Annotated in this window: 22 protein-coding genes; 14 read left to right on the top strand and 8 right to left on the bottom strand. The window is 67.1% G+C overall.

Annotated features, from left to right (window positions below; genetic code table 11):
* The first annotated feature begins 550 nt into the window (after positions 1-550).
* The 3 genes from DNK34_RS17785 to DNK34_RS17775 all read left to right on the top strand — a co-directional run bounded on the left by DNK34_RS17785 (position 551) and on the right by DNK34_RS17775 (position 2,294).
* Positions 551-1,141, top strand: a complete 591-nt coding sequence (locus tag DNK34_RS17785) for a biliverdin-producing heme oxygenase (RefSeq protein ID WP_131175497.1) — start codon at positions 551-553, stop codon at positions 1,139-1,141.
* Complete coding sequence (locus tag DNK34_RS17780; protein ID WP_278248873.1) at positions 1,134-1,550, top strand: YbaN family protein; 417 nt, start codon at positions 1,134-1,136, stop codon at positions 1,548-1,550. Before DNK34_RS17785 ends, DNK34_RS17780 begins: the two co-directional genes overlap by 8 nt.
* Positions 1,551-1,853: 303 nt before the next feature.
* Complete coding sequence (locus DNK34_RS17775) at positions 1,854-2,294, top strand: GFA family protein (RefSeq protein WP_131175499.1); 441 nt, start codon at positions 1,854-1,856, stop codon at positions 2,292-2,294.
* Between the two features lie 31 nt (positions 2,295-2,325).
* Here the strand turns inward: DNK34_RS17775 and DNK34_RS17770 are convergent, their stop codons facing one another.
* Entirely contained in the window at positions 2,326-3,144 is an 819-nt protein-coding gene (locus DNK34_RS17770; RefSeq protein WP_131175500.1) for an alpha/beta fold hydrolase, read from the bottom strand.
* A gap of 235 nt (positions 3,145-3,379) precedes the next feature.
* Between DNK34_RS17770 and DNK34_RS17765 the strand changes: the two genes are divergently transcribed.
* The 11 genes from DNK34_RS17765 to DNK34_RS17715 all read left to right on the top strand — a co-directional run bounded on the left by DNK34_RS17765 (position 3,380) and on the right by DNK34_RS17715 (position 13,936).
* Entirely contained in the window at positions 3,380-4,195 is an 816-nt protein-coding gene (locus DNK34_RS17765) for an AraC family transcriptional regulator (protein WP_131175501.1), read from the top strand.
* 83 nt (positions 4,196-4,278) lie between these two features.
* A complete protein-coding gene (locus DNK34_RS17760; RefSeq protein WP_131175502.1) occupies positions 4,279-4,665 on the top strand; it encodes a cupin domain-containing protein in 387 nt (128 codons plus the stop codon).
* A 230-nt stretch (positions 4,666-4,895) separates the two neighbouring features.
* Positions 4,896-5,927 carry a methyl-accepting chemotaxis protein gene (locus DNK34_RS17755; protein ID WP_131175611.1) on the top strand — a complete coding sequence of 344 codons (1,032 nt, stop codon included), beginning with the start codon at positions 4,896-4,898 and terminating at the stop codon, positions 5,925-5,927.
* Positions 5,928-5,948: 21 nt separating this feature from the next.
* Positions 5,949-6,314, top strand: coding sequence for a response regulator (locus tag DNK34_RS17750; protein WP_131175503.1), 366 nt, complete (start codon positions 5,949-5,951; stop codon positions 6,312-6,314).
* Position 6,315: 1 nt separating this feature from the next.
* Positions 6,316-6,642, top strand: coding sequence for an STAS domain-containing protein (locus DNK34_RS17745; RefSeq protein ID WP_131175504.1), 327 nt, complete (start codon positions 6,316-6,318; stop codon positions 6,640-6,642).
* An 18-nt stretch (positions 6,643-6,660) separates the two neighbouring features.
* The gene (locus DNK34_RS17740) at positions 6,661-8,892 is read left to right on the top strand and encodes a chemotaxis protein CheA (protein WP_131175505.1); all 2,232 of its coding nucleotides are present in this window, start codon (positions 6,661-6,663) and stop codon (positions 8,890-8,892) included.
* A 10-nt stretch (positions 8,893-8,902) separates the two neighbouring features.
* Positions 8,903-10,537, top strand: a complete 1,635-nt coding sequence (locus DNK34_RS17735) for a methyl-accepting chemotaxis protein (protein WP_131175506.1) — start codon at positions 8,903-8,905, stop codon at positions 10,535-10,537.
* Positions 10,538-10,551: 14 nt separating this feature from the next.
* Positions 10,552-11,061: a chemotaxis protein CheW gene (locus DNK34_RS17730; protein ID WP_131175507.1), complete on the top strand. Its 510-nt coding sequence runs from the start codon at positions 10,552-10,554 to the stop codon at positions 11,059-11,061.
* Positions 11,061-11,870, top strand: a complete 810-nt coding sequence (locus tag DNK34_RS17725) for a CheR family methyltransferase (protein ID WP_131175508.1) — start codon at positions 11,061-11,063, stop codon at positions 11,868-11,870. The genes DNK34_RS17730 and DNK34_RS17725 overlap by 1 nt, the downstream gene beginning before the upstream one ends.
* An 11-nt stretch (positions 11,871-11,881) precedes the next feature.
* Positions 11,882-12,961: a protein-glutamate methylesterase/protein-glutamine glutaminase gene (locus tag DNK34_RS17720; protein WP_131175509.1), complete on the top strand. Its 1,080-nt coding sequence runs from the start codon at positions 11,882-11,884 to the stop codon at positions 12,959-12,961.
* Between the two features lie 324 nt (positions 12,962-13,285).
* Positions 13,286-13,936 (top strand): response regulator, encoded by a 651-nt coding sequence (locus DNK34_RS17715; protein ID WP_131175510.1) that lies wholly within the window; start codon positions 13,286-13,288, stop codon positions 13,934-13,936.
* A 25-nt stretch (positions 13,937-13,961) separates the two neighbouring features.
* Here DNK34_RS17715 and DNK34_RS17710 read toward each other — a convergent pair whose 3' ends face one another.
* The 7 genes from DNK34_RS17710 to DNK34_RS17680 all read right to left on the bottom strand — a co-directional run bounded on the left by DNK34_RS17710 (position 13,962) and on the right by DNK34_RS17680 (position 20,060).
* Complete coding sequence (locus DNK34_RS17710; RefSeq protein WP_131175511.1) at positions 13,962-14,738, bottom strand: MetQ/NlpA family ABC transporter substrate-binding protein; 777 nt, start codon at positions 14,736-14,738, stop codon at positions 13,962-13,964.
* A gap of 58 nt (positions 14,739-14,796) precedes the next feature.
* Positions 14,797-15,462 (bottom strand): methionine ABC transporter permease, encoded by a 666-nt coding sequence (locus DNK34_RS17705; RefSeq protein ID WP_131175512.1) that lies wholly within the window; start codon positions 15,460-15,462, stop codon positions 14,797-14,799.
* A complete protein-coding gene (locus DNK34_RS17700) occupies positions 15,462-16,466 on the bottom strand; it encodes a methionine ABC transporter ATP-binding protein (RefSeq protein ID WP_131175513.1) in 1,005 nt (334 codons plus the stop codon). Before DNK34_RS17700 ends, DNK34_RS17705 begins: the two co-directional genes overlap by 1 nt.
* A gap of 388 nt (positions 16,467-16,854) precedes the next feature.
* Positions 16,855-17,694 (bottom strand): hypothetical protein, encoded by an 840-nt coding sequence (locus DNK34_RS17695; protein WP_131175514.1) that lies wholly within the window; start codon positions 17,692-17,694, stop codon positions 16,855-16,857.
* A gap of 284 nt (positions 17,695-17,978) precedes the next feature.
* Entirely contained in the window at positions 17,979-18,767 is a 789-nt protein-coding gene (znuB, locus tag DNK34_RS17690) for a zinc ABC transporter permease subunit ZnuB (RefSeq protein WP_131175515.1), read from the bottom strand.
* Positions 18,760-19,563 carry a zinc ABC transporter ATP-binding protein ZnuC gene (gene znuC, locus DNK34_RS17685; protein WP_131175516.1) on the bottom strand — a complete coding sequence of 268 codons (804 nt, stop codon included), beginning with the start codon at positions 19,561-19,563 and terminating at the stop codon, positions 18,760-18,762. Before znuC ends, znuB begins: the two co-directional genes overlap by 8 nt.
* Positions 19,560-20,060: a Fur family transcriptional regulator gene (locus tag DNK34_RS17680; RefSeq protein WP_131175517.1), complete on the bottom strand. Its 501-nt coding sequence runs from the start codon at positions 20,058-20,060 to the stop codon at positions 19,560-19,562. Before DNK34_RS17680 ends, znuC begins: the two co-directional genes overlap by 4 nt.
* Positions 20,061-20,119: the final 59 nt, after the last annotated feature.

The raw sequence follows: 20,119 nt of genomic DNA, 5'->3' as shown, positions 1-20,119 counted from the left end.
GAGCTCAAACAATGGTGGCCCGGAGCACCTGATGCTCCCTTGCTGAGGCCTGATACATAGATGCAACCGGGTTTCTCTGTTCAAAGCGGGTTGACAGGTAAAGGCGAGTCCATACATAGGATGGGTGCAACCCATCGGCAAATTGATGGGTTGCACCCATCCTACGGACTAAAGGCTGGAGGCTGAACGACAAGCAAACCGCATGGGCTCTTTCGTCCAGCTTTCCAGCCTCAAGCGCTTTTGATCGAAGGCCGAAGGCCGCTATCGCCTTCCAGCAGCCTCGCCCGCTCTTGTCCCGGTGTCTTCGGCGAAGCCGGCACCCCGGTTCCGCTCGGGAAGCTGACCCGGCATCGGGCGGCGGTCGAGTTTTTTTACTGACTCCGGGGGGCTCGTTCGTCTCTTATTTATGACCAATGTAAAGGGTTGGCTGCCCGCATGGCCTGCTGGCGTGCCGCTGGCCGACCTTACCGAGGCTCGGGCCGCGACCACGCCATCCGCGTCCGGGTCTGCGCAACCCTGCCGTTTCTCCGTCATCATTGAGACCCTCCTCATGACTGCATCATCGCCCCTGTCCCATTCCCTGCGTTCCCAGCGTCTCAACCAGATCACCCACGAGCCCCACAGCAAGCTCGACGCCCTGGTCAAGAGCCACGACCCGTTCAGCAGCCGGGAACGCTTCGCGCGCTTCGTCGCGGCCCAGTACCTGTTCCAGTACGACCTGGAAAAACTCTATACCGACCCCGCCCTGATCGAACTGGTGCCCGACCTGCCGGCGCGCTGCCGGGTCGAGCAGGCGCGTCTGGATCTGGCCGATCTCGGCCTGCCGGTGCCGCAGGGCGATGACGCGATTCGTGGCCGCGCTCTGGGGCTCGGCGCCGCCCTGGCCTGGCTGTTCGTGTCCGAGGGTTCCAAGCTGGGCGCGGCCTTTCTGCTCAAGCGCATGCCGGCCCTGGGCCTGAGCGAGACGTTTGGCGCGCGCCATCTCGGCGAGCCGGAAGGCGGCAGGGCGCAAGGCTGGAAGGCGTTCGTCGCGGCCCTGGACGCGATCGAGCTGGATGCCGAACAGGAGCGCGAGGCGGAGGCGGCGGCGATTGCCGCGTTCGAGCGTTTCGTGGTGCACCTGGAGCGCAGTTTTGCCTGATGCGCCACAGGCTCAAGCAAGCGGTTGGCTGCGCTGGCTGTGGCTGGCGCTGGCCTACCTGAGCATCGGTATGGCGGCGCTGGGGGTGATCGTGCCCGGCTTGCCGACCACCGAGTTCGTCCTGCTGGCGGCCTGGGCCGCCTCGCGCAGTTCGCCGCGCCTGAGCGCCTGGCTGGAGAATCACCGGCTGTTCGGCCCGCTGTTGCGCAACTGGCGGGCTGGCGGTGTGATCACCCGGCGCACCAAGCTGGTGGCGAGCCTGAGCATGCTGGTGGCCTTCGGCATCATGCTGCTGACGGTGGCGCATACGCCGTCGCTGATTTTCGCAGGCCTGGGCATGAGCTGTGGTGCGCTGTGGATCTGGTCGCGACCGGAGTGCATCGAACCCAAGGACAACCCGGCGTCGTAGCCTGCAGTTGAGCGCAGCGATACCCGGGGCCGGTCCTGAGACGAATCTCGACCCTGACGCCGCGGTTCATTGGCGATCATTCCTGGGTATCGCTTCGCTCAACGCCAGGCTACGGCGTTGTAGCCGGGTGTCGTAGCCCGTGGTTGAGCGCAGCGATACCCGGGGCCGGTCCTGAGATGAATCTCGACCCTGACGCCGCGGTTCATAGGCGATCATTCCTGGGTATCGCTTCGCTCGACGCCAGGCTACCCGGAGCGCTGCGTGGCGTATGCTAGGCGCTCCAATCGAGCGAGGGTCTAGGCGATGAACAAGGATATCGGCGAGATCAGCGGTGCCTGTCATTGTGGTGGCGTGCGTTTCCAGGTGACCCTGAGCGATGGTCTGCATACCGCGCGGCGTTGCACCTGCTCCTATTGCCGCATGCGCGGCGCCATCGCCGTGTCCGCCGAACGGGCGGACCTGCATATCCTGCAGGGGCAGGAGCTGCTGACGCTCTACCGGTTCAATACCGGCAGCGCCCGCCATTACTTCTGCTCGCGCTGTGGCATCTACACGCACCACCAGCGCCGTTCCAACCCCCATCAGTACGGCGTCAACGTGGCCTGCCTCGACGGCATCAGCCCGTTCGACTTCGCCGAAGTGCCGGTCAGCGACGGCATTGTGCATCCAGCGGACGATCCCGGCGGGGCTGGGCCGAGGCAGGCGGGGGTACTGCGCTTCATCCCGTCGGACACCGCGCACTGACCGCCGACTTCAGCGCATTCGCGGATCGCGGTCAGCGCGACACGAAGGCCAGCAGGTCGTCGTTGAGCCGGTCGGCATGGGTCACCGCGAAGCCATGGGGCGCGCCCGGGTAGACCTTGAGTTTGGCGCCATCGATCAGTTCGGCGGCGAGCTTGCCGGTCGCTTCGAAGGGTACCACCTGGTCGGCATCGCCGTGGATGATCAGGGTTGGTACGTCGACCTTGGCCAGATCGGCACGGAAGTCGGTTTCGGAGAAGGCCGTCACGCAGTCCAGCGTGCCCTTGAGCGAAGCCAGCAGGGCGATGTTGAGGGTCTGGGTCAGCACGCCATCGGAGACCGTCTGGCCCTTGTTCAGGCCGTAGAAGGTGGAACCAAAGTCGGCGATGAACTGGGCGCGATCCTTGAGCAGGTTGCCGCGAATGTCGTCGAAGACGCTCTTGTCCACGCCTTCGGGGTGGTCGGCGGTCTTGATGAAGATCGGTGTCACCGCGCCCAGCAGGGCCAGCCTGGCGACACGCTCCGAGCCGTGCTTGCCGAGGTAGCGGGTCACGTCGCCGCCGCCCATGGAAAAGCCCACCAGGGTCACCTCGCGCAGGTCCAGATGTTCGATGAGCTGATGGATATCGTCGGCGAAGGTGTCGTAGTCATAGCCCGACCAGGGCTGGCTGGAACGTCCGAAGCCGCGGCGGTCGAAGGCCACGCAGCGATAACCGTGCGCCGCCAGGTGGAGCATCTGGTACTCCCACATGTCGGCGTCCAGCGGCCAGCCGTGACTGAACAGGATCGGTTTGCCGGCACCCCAGTCCTTGTAATAGAGCTCGGTGCCATCGCGGGTGGTGAACGTCGTCATGTCATGCTCCTGCTGCCGGGTGGAGTCGTTACGCAGCCTGCTGCCGCGTCGTGCGCTGTCCGGGCCGATCGCTCGGTCTGGCGTTTGGCCAGCTCCGTGAGCGTTCTCCTCGGACCCTGTTCGATTGAGTGGAATGCCGCCGCCGCGTTCGCTTTTTCGACGGCCCGCGCCGACGGCCGGGGACAACGGCCCCGCCCTGGGTTACCGTGTGAGGCTGTAACGGTGAGGGCAAGCCATGCGTCGCGATGGGGAAGGCAGGAACTGGGTGCTGCGGGCGGCGCATCCGGCCCGGGTGGAGCGCATCGAAGCCTACTTCGCGGGCCACGGCTACGACCCGCACCGCCACGACACCTACGCCATAGGCCGGACGCTTGCCGGGGTGCAGAGCTTTCACTATCGCCAGGCCATGCGGCACAGCCTGCCCGGCAAGACCATCGTGCTCCACCCGGACGAGTTGCACGACGGCGAGGCGGGCACCGCCGAGGGCTTCCACTACCGGATGGTCTACATCGAGCCGGCCCTGATCCAGCGGGTGCTCGGCGGCCGCCCCTTGCCGTTCATCGCCAATGGCCTGTCCGACGACCCGCGGCTGTACGCCGCGACCGAAACCCTGCTGCAGGGCCTGGACGACCCCCTCGACGATCTCCAGGAAGAGGATGCCCTCTTCGACCTGGCCCAGGCGCTGGACACGGCGGCGGGGACACGGCGGGGGCGGCGGGCGCTGGATTACCAGGCCGCCGAGCGGGCCCGGGAATACCTCCACGGCGCCGTCGAGCGCCCGGTGACCCTGGATGACCTGTCCATCGCCAGTGGCCGTGACCGCTGGAGCCTGTCCAGGGACTTCCGTGCCCTCTACGGCACCAGCCCCTATCGTTACCTGACCCTGCGCCGTCTCGACCACTGCCGCCGCCTGATGCTGGCCGGGCACGCGCTGGTCGATGCGGCGGTCATGGCCGGCTTCTCCGACCAGAGCCATATGACCCGCCGCTTCACCCAGACCTACGGCATTGCCCCGGCACAGTGGCTGCGCATGTTGGGTGCCCGCCATTGACCGCGCGGGCGAAAGCTGCACGATCGTTCAAGCCAGCCGGCGCCGTCGATCGCTAGCCTGGGCTCCTTTCGAAGGAGACCCTCATGAGCGACCCACACAACACACCCAGGCACCCGGCCATCAACTTCGCCGACAAGCTGTCCCGGCTCGACGAACACTGGTCGCCGCGGGTGATCGCCGAGATGAACGACTACCAGTTCAAGGTGGTGAAACTGCACGGCGAATTCGTCTGGCACAGCCACGCGCACACCGACGAAACCTTCATCGTGCTCGCTGGCAGGTTGCGCATCGATTTGCGCGACGCTCACGTGCTGCTGCACGCGGGGGAGCTGTATGTGGTGCCCCGGGGCGTCGAGCACAGGCCCTGTGCTGAGCAAGAAGTGAAGCTGCTGCTCATCGAGCCGCGCGGTGTGCTGAACACCGGCGACGAACGCAATGAGCGCACGGCCCGCAACGACGTCTGGCTCTGAGCGCACACCTGCCGACGCGGCAACGCGTTGCCCGGCCCGAGCATGCGCCGCTCGGGCCGGGGCCGCCTGACCCAAACCCCTAGGGGCGCCTAGGGGAATCCCCGATTTCCGAGCGCCCCGGCCGGGCCTATCGTTGCGCCCATCGGAATTCGCTCGGGAACGTCACTGTGCTGGCTTATTGCATCCTCTGGTTGGGCCTCGTCATCGGTGGCGCCGGTAGCGCGCTGGACATGCCGTGGGTGAGTGGCTCCGGCCTGCTGCTGGCGGCCGCCGCGGCACTGTTGCTGCGGCCAAGGACCGAGCCGGTCGCGCCGGTTCAGGCCGTCGAGGCCGGCAACGATCCCGTCCCACTGGATTGCAAGCCGCTGCTGGTGGCGGTACTGCCCGCCTGGAACCAGAACCTGGGCCAGGTGCGGCAATTGCTCTCGCGCAATGTCGGCCAGTTGTTCGAGCGTTTCGCCGGCCTGGGCCAGCGCCTGGATGCGACCCTGGAGCGCTCGGAGCGGGTGATCGGTCATGACGGCATGGGCGAGAGCCTGCGCCAGGCCCAGCGGCGGCTGGACGAGGTGACCACGGCGTTCCATGGCGCCAGCGTGCGCAAGAACGAGCTGCTCGGCACCATCGGCCACCTCGGCGCCTATGCCAGCGAACTGCAGGGCATGTCCAAGCACGTGCAGGACATCGCCAGCCAGACCAACCTGCTGGCGCTCAACGCCGCCATCGAGGCGGCGCGGGCCGGCGAATACGGGCGTGGCTTCTCGGTGGTCGCCGACGAAGTGCGCAAGCTCTCCAGCCTGTCCGCGGAAACCGGCCAGCGCATGGTCGGCAAGGTCGGCGAGATCAACAGCGCGATCCGCTCCACGGTGACCGCCGCCGAAGAACTGTCGGGCAGCGAGGAAAGCAACCTGCGCTACCTGGACGAGGTGGCCGGGGAAATCATGCGCGGCCTGGGCGACAACCTGGAGGCGCTGTCCGCCTCCTCGCGGGAGTTGCAGCAGGAAACCCGGGCCACCCAGGGCGACATCCAGGAAATCATCGTCAGCCTGCAGTTCCAGGATCGCTCCGACCAGATGCTCGATCACCTGCAGGGCGACATGAGCCGGCTGGAAGAGGCGCTGCAGCGCGACGATCCGGCGCCGCTGGGCAATCCCCAGCAGTGGCTCGGCGAGCTGCGCCGCCAGTTCACCACCGACGAGGAACGCAACGCCCAGGCGAGCGGTTCGCGCCAGCAACCCAGCGCCAGCGACATCACCTTTTTCTGAGCCCTACAGCGGAGCCCTACCATGGCCAAGACCATCCTGATCGTCGACGATTCCTCGTCCATGCGCCAACTGGTGAAGATGACCCTGTCCGGGGCCGGCCACCAGGTCATCGAGGCGGTGGACGGGCGCGATGCGCTGAGCAAGCTCAACGGGCAGAAGATCAACCTGATCATCAGCGACGTGAACATGCCCAACCTCGACGGCATCGGCCTGCTCAAGGAAATCAAGGCGCGCAACGACTATCGTTTCACGCCCGTCGTCATGCTCACCACCGAGAGCGAGCAGGGCAAGAAGGCCGAAGGCCAGGCCGCCGGCGCCAAGGCCTGGATCGTCAAACCCTTCCAGCCGCAGCAGTTGCTCGCGGCCGTCGACAAGCTGGTCGGCTGAGATGTTCCGCCTGGATCACGACAGCAGCACCCGACCCGCGCGGATGGCCATCGTCGGCAACCTGACCATCTACGAGGTGCGCGACGCGCATGCCGCGCTGCTGGCGCTGCTCGAGGCGGAGGAACGGGTTCCCGCCTGGCACCTCGATCTCGCCGCTGTGGAAGAAATCGACAGTGCCGGTGCGCAATTGCTGCTGGCCCTGCACAAGCACCTGCAGCAGCGCGGCGTCCAGTTCGCGGTGCATGGCCACGCTGCCGCCGCCGAGGAGCTGTTCGAGCTGCTCCACCTCCACGCCCTGCTGCCTGGCGAACGCCAGGTGCCGGCCTGAACCCGCGAGGAGACCGCGATGCTCGATGGTGAACAATGGCGCCAGCTGCTGCTGGGGTTTATCGAGGAAGCCGGCGACCTGACCCGCCAGGCCGAGGAATACCTGCTGCGCCTCGACCAGCAGCCGACCGACGCCGAGGCGATCAACGGGCTGTTCCGCGCCATGCACACGCTCAAGGGCTCGGCCGGGCTGTTTTCCCTGGGCCCGCTGGTGAGTTTCACCCACCACCTGGAAAACCTGCTGATGGCCGTGCGCGATGGCCAGCGCAGCCTCGACCCGATGCTGATTTCGGTGCTGTTGCGCTGCCTGGATGAAATCGGCTCGATGGTCGGCCTGATCGACAGCGAGAGCGGCGAGCTGCCGGTGGACGAGCAGCACCAGGCCCAGCTTCTGGCCCAGCTTGGCGCCCAGCCGGCGCCGGCCAGCGGAACGATCGCGCTGCAGGCGCTCGAGGCCGCTGGCCCGGCCGTGGCGACCAGGGCCTGTGCCTCCCGTGGCGCCCTGGAGCGCTGCCGCAGCTGCGACAAGGACGGCGCCTGGCATATTTCCCTGCGCTGCGACCGCGATCTGCTGCGCAACGGTTTCGACCCGGCGGCCTTCATCCGCTACCTGGGTCGCCTGGGCGACATCCTCAACCTGGCGCTGATCGACGATGCCCTGCCGGCGTTCGCCGCGCTCGATCCGGAGAGCTGCTACCTGGGCCTGGAGATCGACCTGTGCAGCGAGGCGAGCAAGAGCGAGATCGAGGACGTCTTCGAGTTCATCCGCGACTTCTGCAGCCTGCGTATCCTGCCGCCGAACAGCGCGCTGGACGATTACCTGCGGCTGATCCAGGAATTGCCGGAAAGCGATGCGCGCATCGGCAGCATCCTCATCGCCAGCGGCCTGCTCACCGAATACGAACTGCAGCAGGGCCTGGCCCTGCAGGCCCGGGCGCCGCAATTGCGCCCGGCGCTCGGCGCGGTGCTGGTGGAAGAGGGCATCGTCGCCCCGCAGGCGGTGAACGCGGCCCTGGCCAAGCAGCAGTCGGCGCGCGAACGGCGCAGCCAGGAAAGCAGCCAGATTCGCGTCGCCGCGCACAAGCTCGACGAACTCATCAACCTGGTCGGCGAACTGGTGATCAGCGCCGCCGGCGCCCAGTTGCAGGCCCAGGCCCACGGCAACGCCGCCTGCCTGGAAAGCGCGCAATCGGTCAACCAGTACGTCGAGCAGATCCGCGAGGTCGCGCTCAAGCTGCGCATGATCGAGATCGGCGACACCTTCAACCGCTTCCACCGCGTGGTGCGCGACGTCAGCCAGCAACTGAACAAGAACATCCGCCTGGACATCCGCGGCGCCGACACCGACCTGGACAAATCGGTGATCGACCGCCTGGCCGACCCGCTGACCCACCTGGTGCGCAACGCCATCGACCACGGCATCGAGTCGGCCGAGCAGCGCCTGGCCGTCGGCAAGCCCGCCGAAGGCCGGCTGTCGCTGAACGCCTACCACGAGTCCGGGATGATCGTCATCGAGGTCAGCGACGACGGCCATGGCCTGAATACCGCGCGCATCCGCCAGAAGGCCATCGAACGCGGGCTGATCGACGCCCAGGCCAACCTGTCCGACGACGACGTGCACATGCTGATCTTCGCCGCGGGCTTTTCCACCGCCGACGCGGTGTCCGACCTGTCCGGTCGCGGCGTCGGCATGGACGTGGTGCGCAGCGCCATCGACGCTTTGCGCGGCAGCATCGAGATCGACTCGCGACCCGGCCAGGGCAGCACCTTCCGCATCCGCCTGCCGCTGACCCTGGCGATCATCGACGGCTTCCAGGTCAGCCTGGGCGACGAGCACTTCGTGGTGCCGCTGGACATGGTCACCGAATGCCTGGAGCTGGACGACACGCCGCTGGCCGAAGGCGCCTATGGCTGCCTCGAATTGCGTGGCCGGCCGCTGCCGTGCATCGACCTGGCCGCGCACTTCGGCCTGCCCGGCACCCGCGGCGGGCGGCGCAACGTGGTGGTGGTCAACATCGGGCGGCAGCAGGCCGGCCTGATCGTCGACCGCCTGCATGGCGAGCTGCAGACCGTGATCAAGCCGCTCGGCCTGTTGTTCCAGCACCTGCAGGGCATTGGCGGGTCGACCATCCTCGGCTCCGGGCAGATCGCCCTGATCCTCGACATCGCCAGCCTGTTCCGTCATTTGCAACATAGCGTCGAGCCCGACTCGCGCTCCACCCAGCCGCGCCCGGAATCGGTCGGCGCGTAGGAGAACCACCATGCAATTCGTCCGTAACATGAAGATCGGCGTCCGCCTGATCGCCGGCTTTACCCTGGTGGTGATCCTGACCGCGCTGGTCGGGGCCCTGGGCATCTTCAACCTGTCCAAGGTCAACGCCTTGTCCGACCGCATGTACGAGCGCGAGATGATGGCCCTCGATCGCATGCAGAACGCCAACCTGGATCTGGTGTACGCCGGGCGCCACCTGCGCAGCGCACTGCTGGCCACCTCGCTGGCGGAGCGCGAGACCACGCTGGCCCAGGTGGGGCAGGCGATCAAGTCGATGCACGAGCACCTGGAACAGGCGCGGCCGAGCTTCGTCACGGCGGAAGCCAGGGCGCAACTGGATACCCTCGACCGCGAGCTGGCCGACTACGAGGCCATCGTCGCCAGGGTAGTGGAACTGAACAAGGCCAGCGACCTGGCCGAGGCCAGCGAGTTCAGCGCCCTGATGCCGCAACTGCGGGAGAATGGCAACGCCGCCGACCACACCATCGGCAGCCTGGTCGAGCAGAAGAAGCTGCGCGCCAAGGAGGCCAACCAGGACATCACCAGCATCTACCTCGATTCGCGGCTGCAGATGATCGTGCTGGTGCTGGTCGCGGCCGTACTCGGGTTCGCCATCGGCATCTTCGTCACCCGCAGCATCACCCGCCCGCTGAACCGCGCGGTGGTCGCCGCCAACGGCCTGGCCGAAGGCGACCTGAGCGTGCAGGTGGAGGCCGACAGCCGCGACGAGACCGGCCAGTTGCTGGCCTCGATGCAGCACATGACCGAACGCCTGCGCAGTGTCATGGGCGACGTGCGCAGCGCCGCCGACTCGCTGTCCTCGGCGTCCGAGGAGGTCAGCGCCACTTCGCAGTCGCTGAGCCAGGCCGCCACCGAGCAGGCCGCCAGCGTCGAGGAAACCAGCGCCTCGGTGGAGCAGATGTCCGCCTCCATCGCGCAGAACACCGAGAGCGCCCAGGTCACCGACGGCATCGCCGGCAAGGCCGCCGGCGATGCGGTGCAGGGCGGGCGCGCGGTGCGCGAGATGGTCCAGGCGATGAAACAGATCGCCGACAAGATCGGCATCATCGACGACATCGCCTACCAGACCAACCTGCTGGCCTTGAACGCCGCCATCGAGGCCGCCCGCGCCGGCGACCACGGCAAGGGTTTCGCGGTGGTCGCCGCGGAAGTGCGCAAGCTGGCCGAGCGCAGCCAGGTGGCGGCCCAGGAGATCGGCGGGGTGGCGGGCAGCAGCGTGCAACTGGCCGAGCAGGCCGGGCGCCTGCTCGACGAGATCGTGCCGAACATCCAGAAGACCTCGGACCTGGTGCAGGAAATCACCGCCGCGTCCCAGGAGCAGTCCAGCGGCGCGGCGCAGATCAACATCGCCATGAGCCAGATGAACCAGATCACCCAGCAGAACGCCTCGGCCTCCGAGGAACTGGCGGCCACTGCCGAGGAAATGAACGCCCAGGCCAGCCAGTTGCAGGAACTGATCGGTTATTTCCGCCTCGATGCCGCGCTCGCTCCCGGCAAGAGCACGCGCCGCGACAAGCCGGTGCTGGTCCGCGAGTTGCGCCGCGCCGACCGCAAGGGGCCGCCGGCACTGCTCGACGAAGGCCAATTCGTCAGTTTCAACTAACCCAGGAGGCTGCGATGAACAGTGCCCAAGCCCTGGTCCCGAGCGTTCCCCGGAACAGCGTCCAGCATCTGTCGTTTCGTGTGCGCGAGGCGCGTTACGCGCTGCCCATCGAGCTGGTGCGGGAGATCATCGAGTATGGCCAGGTCACCCAGGTGCCGATGATGCCGGGCTTCATCCACGGGGTGATCAACCTGCGTGGCAACGTGGTGCCGGTGCTCGACCTGGCGGCGCGCTTCGGCCTGTCCCTGAGCGTGCCGAACAAGCGCACCTGCATCGTCATCATCGAACTGCGCCTGGACGAACAGGAGCAGCGCATCGGCCTGGTGGTCGATGCGGTGGACGCGGTGCTCGACATCGACAACGACCAGGTCGAACCGGCGCCGCCGTTCGGCGCCGGCATCAACACCGACTTCATCGCCGGCATGGCCCGCGACGCGCGCGGTTTCACCATCGTGCTGGACGTGCGCCGGGTGCTGTCGCTCGACGATATCCGCCAGATCAGCCTTGCCCGGCAGGTCGATTGATGGCGGCTGGCGAACTGCCCAAGATCAGCGACGAGGATTTTCGCCGACTGCAGAAGCTGATGCTGGACGTATCCGGCATCCACATGGCCGACCAGAAGCGCACGCTGATGGCCGGCCGCCTGATGTGCCGCCTGCGGGCGCTGAATCTGGACAACTACGGCGATTACCTGAAGCTGATCTGCGACCCGGCCGAGCGCGAAGAACGGCGCACGGTGATCGACCTGCTGACCACCAACGAGACCTACTTCTTCCGCGAACCGCAGCACTTCACGGTGCTGGCCGAATGGGCCAGCCGCCAGCGCAAGCCGGTGCACCTGTGGAGCGCCGCCAGTTCGTCCGGCCAGGAAGCCTTCAGTATGGCCATGACCCTGGCCGAGCACGCGCCCACCCAGGACTGGTCGATATTCGCCAGCGACCTCAGTCGCCGCGTGCTGGACAGGGCGCGTCTGGCCACCTACCCCCTCGAGCAGGCCGAGCATTTTCCGCCCGGCTGGCTCAAGCGCCATTGCCTGCGTGGCGTCGAAGAGAGCGCCGGCCTGCTGCGCATGAACCAGGCGCTGCGCCACCGGGTGGCCTTCGCCGAAATCAACCTGACCCGGCCGCTGCCGCGCGAGGTCGGGCCGTTCGACGTGATCTTCCTGCGCAACGTGCTGATCTACTTCGGCGCCGCAGAGAAGCGCGCCATCGCCGCGCGCCTGGTGGAGCGGCTCAAGCCGGGCGGCCTGCTGTTCATCGGCCATGCCGAGAGCGTGCATGGCTTCGGCCTGCCCCTGCGCGGCGTGCGCCCCTCGGTGTTCGAACGGCAATGAAGGAGTGTTCCATGATCAAGGTCTTCATCGTCGATGATTCGGCGCTGGTGCGCCAGGTGCTCACCGCCTGCCTGGACAGCCACCCGGGCATCCGCGTGATCGGTCAGGCCGCCGACCCCCTGTTCGCCCTGGAGAAGATGAACCGCAACTGGCCCGACGTGCTGGTGCTCGACGTGGAAATGCCGCGCATGGATGGCATCACCTTCCTGCGCAAGATCATGGCCGAGCGGCCGACGCCGGCGATCATCTGTTCGACGCTCACCGAGGCCGGCGCCGCGGTGACCCTGGAGGCCCTGGCCGCCGGGGCCGTGGGCGTGTTCACCAAGGCCCGGCTGGGGCTCAAGGACAGCCTGCAGCAGCTGTCCGGCGACCTCATCCGGCAGATCGAGACCGCCGCGCGCAGCCAGCCCCACGCCATGCCGCGCAAGACGCAGAGCACCGGCGCGGTTGCCGCGCCGGCCGAACCGGCGCCCGCCAGGCACCTGAGCACGACCGACCGCGTGGTGGCCCTGGGCACCTCGACCGGCGGTACCCAGGCGCTGGAAGTGGTGCTGCGCCAGTTGCCGGTGGACTGTCCCGGCATCGTCGTCGTCCAGCACATGCCGGAGAAGTTCACCGCCACCTTCGCCCAGCGCCTCGACGGCGTCTGCGCCATCGACGTGCGCGAGGCCAGGCACATGGATCGGGTACGCCCGGGACTGGCGCTGATCGCCCCCGGCGGCAAGCACATGCAGCTCAAGCGCAGCGGCGCCCAGTATTTCGTCGAAGTGATCGACGGCCCGCCGGTGAACCGCCACAAACCCTCGGTGGACGTGCTGTTCCGCTCCGTGGCCCGGCACGCGGGACACAACGCCCTGGGTGTGATCATGACCGGCATGGGCGATGACGGCGCCCGCGGCCTGCTGGCCATGCGCGAGGCCGGCGCCCGCACCGTGGCCCAGGACGAAGCCAGTTGCGTGGTCTTCGGCATGCCCAGGGAAGCCATCAAGCTTGGGGCCGCGCAGCGTTGCGAGGCGCTGTCCGGCATGGCCGGGCTGATCACCCAGTTCGCCGCCGATCCCGGCGCTGCAACGTCCAGGGATAGTGCCTGATGCCAGTCGGTTGAGCGTTTGCCCCGCAAAGTGGCCCCCTGTGGGAGCCGCGGCCTCGCGGCGAATCGTGGCCATACCGCGATTTCTGCAGCATGGCCACCCTCGCCTCGCGCCGAGGTCGACGCTCCTACGCGGGCGGCGGTCGGTATCAGGGGCAGTGTCCAGCTGTCGCACTGAGGTCCATTGTCCGGGCACAAATAAGACGAACCTTCCTGTGGCCCGGCACTGTCTAGACTCTCAAGGACCGTCAGGCCTGGCCATCGTCGAACAGCGGACGCGAGCCTGCACTGCCTCCTAGGAGCCTGTGATGAACGAGTGTGCACCATGAGTTGCCGTCTGTTGCTTGCCGACGACCATGCCCTGATCCGGGTCGGCGTGCGGGCCATGATCGGTGATCTGCCTGGCTACGAAGTCGTCGGGGAGGCCGAGGACGGCCGCCAGGCGGTCGAGCTGGCGCAGCAGCTGCAACCGGATATCATCCTGCTCGACGTGTCGATGAACGGCATAGGCGGTATCGAGGCGCTGCAGCAACTGGCGGATGTCGCGCCCCGCGCCAGGGTGTTGATGCTGTCCATGCACACCGACGCCAAGGTGGTCTTCGCCGCGTTGCAGAAAGGCGCCTACGGCTACCTGCTCAAGGATGCGGCCATGGCCGAATTGCATATCGCCCTGCGCGCGGTGGGGCTCGGCCAGCGCTACCTCAGCTCGGCCATCGCCCAGCCGGTGATCGAGCAGGCGTTGTCACGCGCCTCCAGTCCCGTGGTCGTGGAAGAGGTGCTGACTCAGCGCCAGGTGGAGATCCTGCGGCTGATCACCCGCGGCGTTTCCTCGCGCCGTATCGCCCAGGGGCTGGGCTTGAGCGTGAAGACGGTAGAGGCCCATCGGGCGCAGATCATGAAGCGGCTGAACATCCACGATGTACCGGGACTGGTGCTCTACGCCCTGCGCGAGGGGATCATCGACCGCGACGACTAGCCGGCGGCCAGTCGCCAGGGCGGGATCAGAACGCCGGGACCACGGCGCCCTTGTATTTCTCCAGGATGAAGGCTTTCACCTCGTCGCTGTGCAGGGCCTTGGCCAGCTTCTGGATGGCGTCGCTGTCCTTGTTGTCGTCACGGGCCACCAGGATGTTGACGTAAGGCGAGTCGCTGCCTTCGATGATCAGGGCGTCCTCGGTCGGGTTGAGCTTGGCTTCCAGGGCGTAGTTGGTGTTGATCAGCGCCAGGTCGACCTGGGTCAGCACCCGCGGCAGGGTGGCGGCTTCCAGTTCACGCACCTTGATGCCCTTCGGGTTCTCGGCGATGTCCTTCGGCGTGGAGAGGATGTTGCTGGCGTCCTTGAGGGTGATCACGCCGGCTTTCTGCAGCAGCAGCAGGGCACGGCCGCCATTGGTGGCGTCATTGGGGATGACCACGTTGGCGCCCTGGGGCAGCTCGTCCAGGCTCTTGAGCTTGCTCGAGTAGGCGCCGAAGGGCTCGACGTGGACACCGGCGACGCTGACCAGGGTGGTGCCGCGGCTCTTGTTGAACTCGTCCAGGTATGGCTGGTGCTGGAAGAAGTTGGCGTCCAGGCGCTTCTCGGCGACCTGCACGTTGGGCTGCACATAGTCGGTGAAGACCTTCACGTCCAGCTCCACCCCTTCCTTGGCCAGGGTCGGCTTGATGAACTCGAGGATCTCCGCGTGCGGCACCGCGGTGGCGGCGACGCTCAGGGTTTCGGCCTGGGCGGCGCTGGAGAAGGCCGCGACGACGGCCAGGGCAGTGAGCAGTTTTTTCATCGTTTGACTCCCTTTTGAGATGAGGCGGCGTGGCGGCGGTATGCCGGTCGCCGGCGTTCTACTTACGTGAGAAATGCACCACCAGCCGGTCGCCGATGGTTTGCAGAATTTGTACGAGCACCACCAGCAGCGCTACGGTCACGAACATCACGTCCGGCTGATAACGCTGATAGCCGTAACGCACCGCCAGGTCGCCCAGGCCGCCGCCACCGATCAGGCCGCTCATCGCGGTGTAGGACACCAGGGTGATGGCCGTGACGGTGACGGCCGCCAGAATGCCCGGCAGGGCTTCGGGCAACAGGGCGTTGAAGATGATCTGTCGGGTGCTGGCGCCCATCGCCTGGGTCGCTTCGATGATGCCGCGGTCGACCTCGCGCAGTGCGGTTTCCACCAGGCGTGCGAAGAACGGCGTGGCACCGACTACCAGTGGCGGAATGGCGCCCGCAACCCCCAGCGATGTGCCGGTGATCAGCACCGTGACCGGGATCAGCAGGATCAGCAGGATCACGAAGGGCACCGAACGCAGGATGTTCACCAACAGCGAGACCACCGCATAGAGTCCCTTCTGTTCGAACATCTGCCGCGGGCCGGTGAGGAACAGCAGCACGCCGAGGGGCAGGCCGAACAGCACGGTGAACAACATGGAGCCACCGAGCATGTTCAGGGTATCGAGGCTGGCCTGCCAGATTTCCAGCCAGTCGACGTTGGGCAGTAAGGTTTCCATCAGCGCAGAACCTCCAGGTGCACGTCGGCCGCTTCGAAGCGGGCCAGGGCCGCGTCGATATCACCGCCGCTCAGTGCCAGGGTCAGTTGCCCGTAGGGCGTGTCCTTGATGCGATCGATACGCCCGGCGAGGATGCTGTAGTCGATGCCGGTCTCGCGGGCGATCTGGCCGAGCATCGGCGAATAGGTGGCCTCGCCCTGGAAGGTCAGGCGCAGGATGCGGCCCTGGACATGGGCGAAGTCGTCGCGCTGTTCGTTTTCGTCCACCTGCTCGGCCTCCATCACGAAGCGCCGCGTGGTGGGGTGCTGCGGGTGCAGGAAGACATCGGCCACCGGGCCCTGCTCGACGATCACGCCGGCATCCATGACCGCGACGCGGTCGCAGACGCGGCGGATGACGTCCATCTCGTGGGTGATCAGGACGATGGTCAGGCCCAGCTCGCGGTTGATCTCGGCCAGCAGCTGCAGCACCGAGGCGGTGGTCTGCGGATCGAGGGCGCTGGTGGCTTCGTCGCAGAGCAGAATCTTCGGCCGGGTCGCCAGGGCGCGGGCGATGCCCACGCGCTGCTTCTGCCCGCCGGACAGCTGGGCCGGGTACTTGTTGGCGTGATCCGCGAGGCCGACGCGCTCGAGCAGTTCGGCGACCCGCTGTTCGATCCGCTGGGACGGCACGCCTGCGAGCTTCAGCGGCATGCCGACATTGGCCGCGACGGTTTTCGACGACAACAGGTTGAAGTGCTGGAAGATCATCCCGGCCTGCTGGCGGAACTGGCGCAGGCCGTCGGCGGCGAGGGCGGTCACGTCGACCTCGTCGATGCGGATCGTGCCGCCGGAAGGCTCTTCCAGGCGGTTGATCAAACGCAGCAGCGTGCTCTTGCCGGCACCGGAATGGCCGATGATGCCGAATACTTCGCCACGGGCGATGTGCAGGTCGCAGGGGTGCAGGGCGGGGATATCGTGGCCACTGACGCGGTACGCCTTGTGAACCTGGTGGAAGTCGATCACGCGTTAAACCTTTTGGGCTTGTGATGTGCCGGGTAGGCATAAGGATGGCTAGCAGGCCGTTGAAAAAACTACCTCGGCTTTGGCTTCCTGCGTCGCTCTACCTCCTGCATCCATGCAGTCGTGCGTTGCCATCGCGGCGTTAAAAACAGGCTCGTGTGCGAGTCCAATCAAAATGCTCATTTACAACGCGTAAACTCCGCTTTCTCGCCTGTTTTTGCGGGGCCGCCATCGGTATTGCGCTAGCTGCCTCGGCAACGTTTTTCAACGGCCGGCTAGTCTACCCGGCGCTGCTTAGGCCTCAAAAATCTTTGTAGGCCTATATTTATAGCCAAACAGCCTAGTACGGCCCGGAGAGCGCGGTGCGCTTCGCCTGCTGCAGCCGGTCGGCTTAATGGCCTCTGGGGCTCAGCACCAGTCGTGGCACCTGGACCGGCCGGAGCGCATGGCTGAGGCGCGCGGCGAAGCTCGGGTCGCGCTGGGCGATACGGGCTTCGAGCAACGCGGTGACCCGGCGCAGATCCTGGGCGCTGCGCACTTCTATATGCACGGCGCAATCGAAGGCCACCACGTCGGCGGCGGCATTGTCGAGCTGTTCGAACAGGGCCGCTTCGTCCCGGGTGTCGAGCATCGGCAGGCTGATGGTGCTGCTGGCGGCTGCCGGGTCGATCAGCCGCGCCCGGGGTACGCTGGCGGTGACTGCCGCATCGTCATCATCCCGATTGCGGGTCGCGGCAGCCTGGGCTTCGGCGGCCTGGCGCAGCAGGCGCAACTGCTCGCGGCGTGCCGCCTGGGCCTGTTCGCCAGCCTGGCGAGCCTGTTCGACCGCGCTCAGCTCGGCCTCACGGGCCTTGCCGATGGCGCCGTCCAGCCCGGTGGTCAGGGCCGGGGCCTTGGGCATCAGGGTGCGGGCATGGCCGAGGGAGGTGGCGGCCTTGTCCAGATCGCCGGTTTCCAGGGCTTTCTGCCCTTCCTGCAGGTAGGCTTCGGCCAGGCGGCGCTGGGCGTGCAGCAGCTGGCTCGCCTCGCCGTCACTGCTGCGCAGGGCCTCGAGCTGGGCTTCGGCTTCGCCCAGCTCGCCGTTGGCCAGGCTGGCGTCGAAGCGTTCCTGGGCACTTGGCGCGACCGCCACGGCAGCCGGAGCCGGTTCGGCTTGCTGGCGGCTCTGGCAGCCCAGCATCAGCAGAAACAGGGCGGCCAGGGTGGCACAGCGTATAGGGGACGACGTCATGGCTGCGAGTCTCGGTTTGTGCAAAAAACACGCAATTCTACACGCTGCCGGGCGAGCGACCAAATACCACGGGACCAGGCTTTGTAGTGTTCACCCGTAGGGTGGGTGAGCGACGCCATGCTGCGCTATTGCAGGGACTTCGATTCTGGCGCGTCGCGTAACCCACCAGGCGATAAGCGGCGTTGCACCAATGGTGGGTTACGGCGCGACGGAAACCGCGCGGGATGTCAGCCCGTGACAGGCGCCTCACCCACCCTACGGTTCTGTTTTTAACGCAGCCAACCCTAGGCCTGACGGCGCGGCAGGGCGAAGCTGAGCAGGAACAGGCTGGCGGCCGCCACGACGATGGACGGACCGGCCGGGGTGTCCTGCAGCCAGGACAGGCTGAGTCCGCAGCAGACCGCGACGATGCCCAGCAGGCTGGCGCCGAAGGCCATCTGTTCCGGGGTGCGCGCATGCCGTTGCGCGGCCGCCGCCGGAATGATCAGCAGCGAGGTGATCAGCAGCACGCCGACGATCTTCATGGCCACGGCGATGACGATGGCGATCAGCAGCATCAGGCCGAGACGGATGGCCGCCACGGGCAAGCCCTCGACCCTGGCCAGCTCCTCGTGCACGGTGATCGCCAGCAGCGGACGCCACATCACCAGCAGCAGGAGCAGCACCAGGGCGCTGCCGCCGAGGATCCAGGCCAGGTCGCCGGGGCTGACCGCCAGCAGGTCGCCGAACAGGTAGCCCATCAGGTCGATGCGCACTTCCTTCATGAAGCTCAGCACCACCAGCCCCAGCGACAGGGTGCTGTGGGCGAGAATCCCGAGCAGGGTATCGGAGGCCAGCGGCTGGCGGCTCTGCAGGGTGACCAGCAGGATCGCCAGCAGTACGCAGCCGACGGTGACGGCGAAGGTCGGGCTGACGTCCAGCATCAGGCCCAGGGCCACGCCGAGCAGCGCGGCGTGGGACAGGGTGTCGCCAAAATAGGCCATGCGCCGCCAGACCACGAAGGACCCCAGCGGCCCGGCGACCAGGGCCAGGGCCAGGCCGGCGAGCAGGGCGTTGAGCAGGAAATCAGCCATGCTTGCAGCCATCTCCGTGTACGTGCGGGCGCAGCGGACCCTTGATGGTCAGGCCGGGCGCCTCGCTGACCACGCTGCCGTGCAGGTCGTGCTCATGGTCGTGGTGGTGGTGATAGACCGCCAGGCTCTGCGCGTCCTGACCGAACAGCTCGACGAAGGCCGGATCGAAGCTGACCTGCTCCGGGTGGCCCGAGCAGCACACGTGGCGGTTCAGGCACACCACCTGGTCGGTGGTGCTCATCACCAGGTGCAGGTCGTGGGAGACCATCAGCACGCCGCAGCCATAGCGGTCGCGCAGGCGGGTGATCAGGCGGTACAGCTCGGCCTGGCCGGCCACGTCGACGCCCTGCACCGGCTCGTCGAGCACCAGCAGTTCGGGTTGGCGCAGCAGGGCGCGGGCCAGCAGTACCCGCTGCAGCTCGCCGCCGGAGACGCTCTGCAGGGGGCTGTCGATCACCTGGCTGGCGCCGACCTCGGCCAGCGCCGCCTGCGCCCGGACGCGGTCGACGCCAGGGACCAGGCGCAGGAAACGCAGCACGCTGAGCGGCAGGGTGGGGTCCACGTGCAGCTTTTGCGGCATGTAGCCGATGCGTAGCCGCGGTTTGCGCCAGACGCTGCCGCTGTCCTGCCTGAGCAGGCCGAGCACGGCGCGCACCAGGGTGGTCTTGCCGGCGCCGTTGGGGCCGATCAGGGTGACGATCTCGGCCGGGCGGATGGTCAGGCGCACGCCATCGAGCACCGTCTGTCCGGCAAAGCCGACGCTCACGCCGTCGAGGCGCACCAGGGCGTCGCTCATTGGCCGCCCTGGCAGCCCGCGCACAGGCCGACGACTTCCACGGTCTGGCTTTCGACGTTGAAGCCGACACCCTTGGCGCTGCTGACGATGGCGTCGCTGATCGACGGCTGCTCCAGCTCGACCGCCGCGTGGCACTTGCGGCAGATCAGGAACTGGCCCTGGTGCGCGTGTTCCGGGTGGCTGCAGCCGACGAAGGCGTTGAGCGAGGCGATGCGGTGCACCAGGCCGTTTTCCAGGAGGAAATCCAGGGCGCGGTAGACGGTCGGCGGCGCCGCACGGCGGCCGTCCTCTTCGCTGAGCACGCCGAGAATGTCATAGGCCCCCAGTGGCTTGTGGCTCTGCCAGACCAGCTCCAGCACGCGCTTGCGCAGGGCGGTCAGGCGCAGGCCCTGGCGGGCGCAGATGGCCTCGGCTTCGGCCAGGGCATGGCTGACACAATGGGAGTGGTCGTGGGGACGCGAGGCCAGGGGCGTCTCGACGTTGACGGGTTTGTACATGGCGGGAGCCTCGAAGCGTAGGACGTTATTCTATTACGCTTCTGCTGCGGGTTGATAGA

Origin of the sequence: Phytopseudomonas dryadis (assembly GCF_004327355.1) — a bacterium.
GTDB classification, from domain to species: domain Bacteria; phylum Pseudomonadota; class Gammaproteobacteria; order Pseudomonadales; family Pseudomonadaceae; genus Aquipseudomonas; species Aquipseudomonas dryadis.
The sequence above is the reverse complement of the archived record's forward strand: the minus strand, read 5'-3'. Positions and strand labels throughout refer to the sequence as shown.

Coding starts and splice junctions, on each gene's coding strand:
- DNK34_RS17785 (WP_131175497.1), top strand. CDS start 551: ATGACTGCATCATCGCCCCTGTCCCATTCCCTGCGTTCCCAGCGTCTC.
- znuC (WP_131175516.1), bottom strand. CDS start 19,563: ATGAGCGACGCCCTGGTGCGCCTCGACGGCGTGAGCGTCGGCTTTGCC.
- DNK34_RS17725 (WP_131175508.1), top strand. CDS start 11,061: ATGGCGGCTGGCGAACTGCCCAAGATCAGCGACGAGGATTTTCGCCGA.
- znuB (WP_131175515.1), bottom strand. CDS start 18,767: ATGGCTGATTTCCTGCTCAACGCCCTGCTCGCCGGCCTGGCCCTGGCC.
- DNK34_RS17680 (WP_131175517.1), bottom strand. CDS start 20,060: ATGTACAAACCCGTCAACGTCGAGACGCCCCTGGCCTCGCGTCCCCAC.
- DNK34_RS17695 (WP_131175514.1), bottom strand. CDS start 17,694: ATGACGTCGTCCCCTATACGCTGTGCCACCCTGGCCGCCCTGTTTCTG.
- DNK34_RS17770 (WP_131175500.1), bottom strand. CDS start 3,144: ATGACGACGTTCACCACCCGCGATGGCACCGAGCTCTATTACAAGGAC.
- DNK34_RS17745 (WP_131175504.1), top strand. CDS start 6,316: ATGTTCCGCCTGGATCACGACAGCAGCACCCGACCCGCGCGGATGGCC.
- DNK34_RS17715 (WP_131175510.1), top strand. CDS start 13,286: ATGAGTTGCCGTCTGTTGCTTGCCGACGACCATGCCCTGATCCGGGTC.
- DNK34_RS17705 (WP_131175512.1), bottom strand. CDS start 15,462: ATGGAAACCTTACTGCCCAACGTCGACTGGCTGGAAATCTGGCAGGCC.
- DNK34_RS17755 (WP_131175611.1), top strand. CDS start 4,896: ATGCCGTGGGTGAGTGGCTCCGGCCTGCTGCTGGCGGCCGCCGCGGCA.
- DNK34_RS17765 (WP_131175501.1), top strand. CDS start 3,380: ATGCGTCGCGATGGGGAAGGCAGGAACTGGGTGCTGCGGGCGGCGCAT.
- DNK34_RS17710 (WP_131175511.1), bottom strand. CDS start 14,738: ATGAAAAAACTGCTCACTGCCCTGGCCGTCGTCGCGGCCTTCTCCAGC.
- DNK34_RS17720 (WP_131175509.1), top strand. CDS start 11,882: ATGATCAAGGTCTTCATCGTCGATGATTCGGCGCTGGTGCGCCAGGTG.
- DNK34_RS17740 (WP_131175505.1), top strand. CDS start 6,661: ATGCTCGATGGTGAACAATGGCGCCAGCTGCTGCTGGGGTTTATCGAG.
- DNK34_RS17775 (WP_131175499.1), top strand. CDS start 1,854: ATGAACAAGGATATCGGCGAGATCAGCGGTGCCTGTCATTGTGGTGGC.
- DNK34_RS17735 (WP_131175506.1), top strand. CDS start 8,903: ATGCAATTCGTCCGTAACATGAAGATCGGCGTCCGCCTGATCGCCGGC.
- DNK34_RS17730 (WP_131175507.1), top strand. CDS start 10,552: ATGAACAGTGCCCAAGCCCTGGTCCCGAGCGTTCCCCGGAACAGCGTC.
- DNK34_RS17750 (WP_131175503.1), top strand. CDS start 5,949: ATGGCCAAGACCATCCTGATCGTCGACGATTCCTCGTCCATGCGCCAA.
- DNK34_RS17760 (WP_131175502.1), top strand. CDS start 4,279: ATGAGCGACCCACACAACACACCCAGGCACCCGGCCATCAACTTCGCC.